Here is a 7,491-nt window from a genome sequence, read left to right as displayed (position 1 = left end):
ATTCCCTCCATTTATAAAGTCAGAGAGCTTGTCTACCGATAACATTGTCGTATTTTTATACTCATGCTCAAGGCGATATTTTGGGGTACTCGTCGGTAGAGTGGATTAGTTTGTCCCGCGAAAGTGAGATTCAAGAAATTATCAACCACAAAGCCCTCACTTAGATTATACTTCTAAATGAGGGCTTTTGTCTTTATTTTCGTGTTTATGTGGGTGACGGCTATGTCGTCATGGCTGTCTGTCCCAGACTCTGTTTGACCTTCTATAAAGTTTAGTATTTCCCTAACTCCCGCATGCTAGTATGATTTTCCTGAATGCGGCGGAACATTTTTTCCATATCCGACTTGGTAAAGTTGACCAAGACCGGCCGGCCGTGTGGGCAGTTGTAAGGATTGTCACACTGGGACAGCTGAAAGAGCAAGTCACGCGCAGAGTAGTCATCCAGACTGTGATTGGCCTTGATAGAGCGTTTGCAGCTCATCATAATGGCTAGCTCTGCTCGATATTTCTTGATGGAAACTTCCTTAGTCAGGAGAAGCATATCACACATCTCGTAGATGCCAGCTTCAATCTCCTCTTCCTTGAACCAAATGGGATGCTCGCGGAGGATAAATTGATTGGCTCCATACTCTTCTAAAAAGATGCCAGCATCTTCTAACAGCTCCATCCGCTGCTTGATTCGCAACATATCGTCCGCTGGAAATTCAAAGATATAGGGCACTAAGAGCTGCTGCTGGCTATTGTCCACATCCCCAATCTTCTCCCGATAATACTCATACTTGACCCGCTCTTGAGCAGCATGCTGGTCAATAATGTAAAGACCGCCCTTGCCCTGAGCAAAGAGATAGGTACCATGCATCTGGCCGAAATATTCTAACTCTGGGAAGCTTGATTTCTCTTCCTGTTCCAACTTATCCACAGCCCGCTCCAGACTAGCCTGATCTAGCTCTGGATGGTCTAGCTGGTCATAGCTGACCGGCTTTCTCTCTGCAAATTTGACCGAAGTCGATTGCAGTTCTGCTTTTTCATCTGTCGCTTCATGAACAGGCTCCGCTGATTCTTCAAAGGATAGCTGCTGCTCGGCCACCTGTGGCTTGAGGAAGAAATCACTCTGCTCCTTATCGTAGTAGAGGCGATTTTCCTTCAGCGGGAGGCTGGTCTGTTCAGGTTTAGTCGCACGCTTAACAGTTGATTTGGCGAGATTTTCCAAAGCATCCGGGATAAGGTCTTGCTCCTTGAGACTGGTCGCAACGGCTTGCGAAATCAAGGCCATGAGTTCGCGTTCTTTAGAAATCCGCACCTCTTGCTTGGTCGGATGGACATTGACATCAGCTAGATAGGGATCAATCTGAATATTGATGACCGCTAGCGGAAAGCGGCCTACCATCAGCTTGCTGCCGTAGCCGTCCAAAATAGCACGATTGAGCAGAAAATTCTTGATATAGCGGCCGTTGATGAGAATCGTAATATAATTCCGATTCGCACGAGTCAACTCAGGCAGGCTGACATAGCCACTCACTCCAAAATCCAAATCCGAAGCAGAGATTTCCACCATTTTCTTAGCTGTTGCCAGACCATAGATGCCTGCAATAGCCTGACGCAGATTGCCACTACCGGCAGTCCGTGTCATTTCGCGGCCGTCGCTGATAAGGGTGAAAGCCACTTCCGGATGGGCCAGACTGAGCCGATTAATCACATCAACGATATGGGACAGCTCAGCCTGCTGGCTCTTCATATACTTGAGCCGGGCTGGAGTATTAAAGAAGAGATCTTCTATCTTGATTTTCGTTCCTACCGGACTGCTAGCAGGCTCATGCGCTTCAATCTCACCGCCTTGGGCAACCAGTAGAGTCCCGTGCTGGCCGGCTTCCGTTGCTGTTTCAATGGTAAAACGTGAGACAGAAGCAATGGAAGGAATGGCCTCACCACGAAAACCCAGTGTTCGAATCCGAAAGAGATCCGCCTGCTTCTTGATTTTACTGGTAGCATGGCGTCGAAGGGCCAGAGGGACATCTTCGTAGTCTATGCCCTCGCCATTATCCGTCACCTGAATGCTCTTGAGTCCGGCCTCCTCGATTTCGATGGTAATCTGGCTTGCACCCGCATCAATTGAATTCTCCACTAGCTCCTTGACCACGCTGCTGGGCCGCTCAATGACTTCACCGGCCGCAATCTGATTGGCTAGAATTTCTGGAAGTTCGATAATTTTTGACATCTTTTTCTCCGTATTTGTTCTGCTATCTATTATAACACATTGGACTCTTTCTATCAGAGGTCAACCTTGTCTCGACCATTCTGCTTACAATCCAAACCAGATAGACACAAATAGCTACCACATAGACAAAAGGGCTTGTTTTCTCTGCTGAGTTGCGGTTTAATAAAGGTGAAAGGAGGAAGTTATGAAAGTTAAGCTAAGAATCGATTCTCAAGTCTCAGAAGACTCCATCAGCATTGAGGCCCGCCTCATGACAGAAAACATTCAGGAATTAGTCCGCTTTGCTCAACATCTAGGCAAACAGGACAAGATTCATGCCAAGAAAGAGGATGAAATCTATTTGCTGGACACTAAGGAAATCCACCGAATCTATACAGAAAATCGGCAGGTTCAGATCCGAACAGCAAAAGACGGATATCGAGCTCAACAAGCTCTTTATCAATTGCTGCAGGTCCTGCCGGACTATTTCCTGCAGATTTCTCAGTCGGAGATTATTAATATCAGTTATATCAGCCATTTGAAATTAACTCCGAATGGACTGGTACAAATTTTCCTAAAAAACGGCGATATGACCTACTCGTCCCGACGTTACTTAAAAGCCATAAAGGAGAAATTAGAATTATGAAAGCAACAAAAATTATCTTATCCGGTTTTGGCGGTATTTTCATCGGTTTAGGTATTTCAATGCTTATTTCCTATTTGAAAATACCAAATTATCTGCCTTTAGACCCAAAATCCCATGTTGGTCTCTTCTTCATGAACCACCATATCCACCCTTCTATTATGATGCTGTACTGTATGTTCATCTGGTTTATTTTCGGAGCTGTGCTTGGATATAGCCAAGTCATCTTCCAAAAAGATTGGAGCATTTTAAAGTCTAGTCTCAGTCATTATTTACTCGCCATTACAACTCTGATTCCTGTTTCCATCTTGGCGGGCTGGCTCCCCGCAGCCACTTTGGTAGGCACTATCCTATCGATTGGTGTTGAATTCAGTCTAGTTTATTTTATTGTCTGGGGTTTGCTTTACCTGTCTACCAAAAGAAAAATCGAAACTATTAACAGACAATTGCAAGACAAAAATAATACTTAAAAATCATCTACAAATAGGGTAATTTAACCATCATAAAAGGCTTAAAACCAACGTTTTAAGCCTTTTTCTATTTTTTAAAACAATTTTTTGTACATCGCAATGGTTTCTTCTAAGGTTGGCATAAATGGATTTCCTGGAGCGCAGGCATCAATCAAAGCATTTTTAGAAAGATATTCAAAGTCGAATTCTTCTTCCTTGATATTTAATTCTGTCAATCTCTTTGGAATCCCCACCACTTCAGACAGACGTTCGATTTCAGCGATGGCATATTCTGCACATTCGACATCCGTTTTGCCAGCAATATCAAATCCGAGAGCACGTGCCACTAGACGGAATTTTTCTGGAACACGTTTAGCATTTTCTCGTTCAACAATTGGAAGCAACATGGCACAGCAAACCCCGTGAGGAAGATTGTAAACAGCTCCCAACTGGTGAGCCATCGAGTGAACATAGCCAAGACCTGCATTGTTAAAAGCCATTCCTCCAAGGAAAATTGCATTGACCATATTGGCACGACTTTCAGCATCATGGCCGTTTTCAACAACTTTTGGCAGGTTTTCCCGAATCAATTCAATCGCTCCCATAGAAAGCTTCTCTGTAATTGGATAAGCTCCCGGAGTAACCAGGGATTCAATCGCATGAGTCAAGGCATCCATTCCCGTTGCAGCAGTCAAGGATTTAGGTTTGTCATACATTAATTCAGGATCATTGACTGAAATAGCAGCCAAACTATTCTTGTCAACCATTACCATTTTTACTTTACGATCTTCATCTGTGATAACGTAGTTTATCGTAATTTCAGCCGAAGTTCCCGCAGTCGTATTAATGGCTACGACTGGCAAGCCTTTTTCTTTAGATTTATGAAGACCCTCATAATCCTGAGGTTTTCCACCATTAGTAGCAATTACAGAAATACAGCTTGCTGCATCTTGCGGGGATCCCCCACCGAAGGAAATGATAAAATCACAAGCATCTTCCTTGAGAACAGCAAGTCCGTCCATGACATTTTTACAGGTCGGATTTGGCTCTACATCTTTAAAAAGGACGTAAGAAATACCAGCATCATCAAGAGGTTTGGTCACTTTGGCGAGCAAAGGGCCGGAAGCAAGAAAACTATCCGTTACTAACAACGCTTTGCGGTAGCCGAGCTCCTTGATGTAAGAGCCAATTTCATTGACAACACCGGCTCCAATAAGGTTGGCAGAAGGTACATAAAATACTGACATAAGGATTCTTCTTTATGAAATAGTAATAGAAGGACTAAAGATTACAGCAAACATATTCAAAAGACGACTATCAGAAACGAGCAGAGTTGCAACGATTCTATCTCTGCTCCTTACAAGCTAAGCTCATAGAATAGTCAATGATTTTCTGTTTTTCTGCAAGTTCTAGTCCAAATTTAATGACATAAGATACTTAAATAAACAGGTTCATATAAAATGAGCCCATTTGGGTGACTCTAACTATCCAATCAGGATTCTATCATTTGCTATTGTTATGTTAATATCGTTTTACCTCTGTCTTGAAGAAATTTCAAATATTTATACAAAATATCTTAAAATTTTTAAAAACCTAGTAAATTTTCATCACTAGGTTTTTGGTTTATAATTTCTTTTGTAATTCTGCTAAGACTCTCATAGCCTCCAGCGGAGTCATATTATAGATATTCAAATTTCTCAATTCAGTCAGAACTGGATTTTCCGCTCCTTCTGCAAAAAGGGAAATTTGTTCAGCCACTTGCTGACTACCTGCTGACTTAGGAGAAGCTGCCAATGTCTGTCTTTCTTGACTTTCTAGCTGACTTAGGATATGGTCAGCTCGGCCTAATAAGTCATCCGGAAGTCCGGCAATCTTCGCCACATGAATCCCATAGGACTTATCAGCCGGTCCTTGCTCAATCTTATGGAGGAAAGTGACTCGGCCATCCTGTTCCAAGGTAGCAACATGGACATTCTCCAAGTGCTTTAGGCTATCCTCCAAAGCCGTCAGCTCATGATAGTGGGTCGCAAAGAGAGTCTTGGCCCCTGTTCGGTCATGAATGTATTCGATAATAGCCTGAGCCAGAGCCATTCCATCATAGGTAGCCGTCCCGCGCCCCAGCTCATCAAAGAGAATGAGCGAACGATCGCTAGCCTGCCGAATGGCCCGGTTGGCCTCCATCATCTCCACCATAAAGGTGGATTGGCCGGACACCAAATCATCCGCTGCCCCGATTCGAGTGAAAATCGCATCAAAAATAGGGAGACTAGCAGATTCCGCCGGTACATAGGAGCCCATCTGTGCCATGATGACGATGATGGCTAACTGGCGCATATAAGTTGATTTCCCACTCATATTAGGGCCGGTAATCAACTGGATATTGGTAACTGGATCCAAGGTGATACTATTAGGAATATAGCTCTGGGCTCCCATAACTTTCTCAACCACAGCATGCCGCCCCTTTTCGACAGTTAGAGCTCGCTCCTCGGTAAAGACCGGGCAAACCAGATGCTGGGTCTCAGCGACAACCGCAAAGCTCTGGAGAACATCCACCGTGGCCAAGGCAACGGCCAGTTCCTGCAAGCGTTGGATATACTTACCTACTTCCTCCCGAATCCGCATGAAAATCTCATATTCCAGATTGGCGGACTTGTCACGCGCCTCCAGCATCTCTCCCTCAATCCGCGCCAGTTCCTCTGTCCCAAAACGCTCGGAATTTTTCAGCGTCGCCTTGCGGAAGAAATGGCTAGGTACATGAGCTAGCTGGGAATTAGTCACATGGAAGTAGTAACCATCTTTTTTATTGTAATCAATTTTTAGATTATTGATTCCACTGGCTTCCCGCTCCTTAGCCTCGATAGCAGCAATCCAACCAGCCCCATCCCTCATGACCACCCGGTACTTGTCCAAGGTCTCATCAAAACCGGTCCGAATGATATTACCCTCAGTGATGATATGAGGGGCATCTGGAGAAATAGCAGAGCTAATCAAGGCAGCCAATTCTGGGATTTCATCCAAACGACCGATCAGCTCATCCAGCACCGGACTACCAATGCCCTGCAAAATAGCTTTGATTTGAGGGACATTGCTCAAGGTTGAAGCCAGCTGCAGCAGATCCTTGGGATTGGTCTTACCAAAGGATACTCGGCTGGCTAGCCGTTCAATATCATAGATTCCCTTAAGGCTTTCTGTCAAATCACTCCGCTCAAAGAAATGATCCAGAAAAATCCGGACTACATCCTGACGGCGGACAATCCGCTTCTGGTCAATCAAGGGCTGTTGAATCCACGTCCGCAATAAGCGTCCTCCTATAGCTGTTTTGGTCTCATCCATCAGCCAGTAAAGACTACCATGCTTCTTACCAGTTCGGGCATTCTCTGTAAGGTCTAAACTAGCCTTGGTGGCATAGTCCATCTGCAAATAGTCCTGAATTTGATAATGATGGGCTTTCTTAAGGTGGCTGAGCTCCCGCATCTGGGTCTGGCGAACATAAGCCAATAGTTTCCCCGCCGTCTGGTACTCAATAGGCAACAAATCACTGCCTAAGAGCTGGACATCATCCAAAGGCTCCTTGACAGGAGACAAAAGGAGATTCATCTGACCTGCCAGGACCTGCTCCTCCGCCTCAGACAAGGTATAACCCAATACTACCTCTCGAGCCCGCAGATTGCGAATCTCTCCGCAAACTAGAGAAAAGTCCTTCAGACTGGTCACCTGAAACTCACCTGTCACCAAATCCATGTAGGCTAGACCATAGACTCCGTCTGCCCAATCCAGAGCAACCAAGAAATTATTTGCTGCATCAGGTTTGCTAGAGTCTACAACTGTCCCTGGGGTGATGACTTGGACCACCTCCCTCTTAACCACACCGACTGCATGTTTGGGGTCCTCCATCTGCTCAGCAATCGCTACCTTATAACCTGATTCGACTAAAACATCAATGTACTGTTGAGCCGAATGATAAGGCACTCCTGCCATAGGAATGGGATTGTCCGCATTTTTATTGCGGCTGGTCAAAGAAATCTCTAAAATCTGAGCCGCATTGACCGCATCATCATAAAACAACTCATAGAAATCGCCCATACGAAAAAGCAGAAAGGCATCTGGATAGTCCTTCTTGATATCCACATACTGCTGCATACCGGGTGATAATTTTTCTGCTGCCATTTTTATCCTTTCCAAAAACCTAGCCAGAGACTTTCCCT

At 44.8% G+C, this 7,491-nt stretch carries 5 protein-coding genes; 2 read left to right on the top strand and 3 right to left on the bottom strand.

Annotated features, from left to right (window positions below; genetic code table 11):
* Positions 1 to 271: 271 nt before the first annotated feature.
* The gene (mutL, locus tag AC5FEC_RS06450; RefSeq protein WP_493661674.1) at positions 272 to 2,215 is read right to left on the bottom strand and encodes a DNA mismatch repair endonuclease MutL; all 1,944 of its coding nucleotides are present in this window, start codon (positions 2,213 to 2,215) and stop codon (positions 272 to 274) included.
* A gap of 184 nt (positions 2,216 to 2,399) precedes the next feature.
* Here mutL and AC5FEC_RS06445 point away from each other — a divergent pair, with 184 nt between their 5' ends.
* Together AC5FEC_RS06445 and AC5FEC_RS06440 are read left to right on the top strand one after the other, a co-directional pair.
* Positions 2,400 to 2,840 (top strand): LytTR family DNA-binding domain-containing protein, encoded by a 441-nt coding sequence (locus AC5FEC_RS06445; RefSeq protein ID WP_493661673.1) that lies wholly within the window; start codon positions 2,400 to 2,402, stop codon positions 2,838 to 2,840.
* Entirely contained in the window at positions 2,837 to 3,307 is a 471-nt protein-coding gene (locus AC5FEC_RS06440; RefSeq protein ID WP_217472931.1) for a DUF3021 domain-containing protein, read from the top strand. The genes AC5FEC_RS06445 and AC5FEC_RS06440 overlap by 4 nt, the downstream gene beginning before the upstream one ends.
* A 74-nt stretch (positions 3,308 to 3,381) precedes the next feature.
* Here the strand turns inward: AC5FEC_RS06440 and AC5FEC_RS06435 are convergent, their stop codons facing one another.
* Positions 3,382 to 4,533 (bottom strand): iron-containing alcohol dehydrogenase, encoded by a 1,152-nt coding sequence (locus AC5FEC_RS06435; protein ID WP_493661672.1) that lies wholly within the window; start codon positions 4,531 to 4,533, stop codon positions 3,382 to 3,384.
* Between the two features lie 376 nt (positions 4,534 to 4,909).
* Entirely contained in the window at positions 4,910 to 7,453 is a 2,544-nt protein-coding gene (mutS, locus tag AC5FEC_RS06430; RefSeq protein WP_493661671.1) for a DNA mismatch repair protein MutS, read from the bottom strand.
* Between the last annotated feature and the right edge of the window lie 38 nt (positions 7,454 to 7,491).

It is taken from the genome of Streptococcus sp. STC1396 (assembly GCF_058933875.1).
Note: the sequence above shows the minus strand (reverse complement) of the source record. Positions and strands in the feature narration are given on the sequence as shown.

Excerpts from the sequence above, each read along its gene's own strand:
- mutL (WP_493661674.1), bottom strand. The coding sequence starts at position 2,215 with ATGTCAAAAATTATCGAACTTCCAGAAATTCTAGCCAATCAGATTGCG.
- AC5FEC_RS06445 (WP_493661673.1), top strand. The coding sequence starts at position 2,400 with ATGAAAGTTAAGCTAAGAATCGATTCTCAAGTCTCAGAAGACTCCATC.
- AC5FEC_RS06440 (WP_217472931.1), top strand. The coding sequence starts at position 2,837 with ATGAAAGCAACAAAAATTATCTTATCCGGTTTTGGCGGTATTTTCATC.
- AC5FEC_RS06435 (WP_493661672.1), bottom strand. The coding sequence starts at position 4,533 with ATGTCAGTATTTTATGTACCTTCTGCCAACCTTATTGGAGCCGGTGTT.
- mutS (WP_493661671.1), bottom strand. The coding sequence starts at position 7,453 with ATGGCAGCAGAAAAATTATCACCCGGTATGCAGCAGTATGTGGATATC.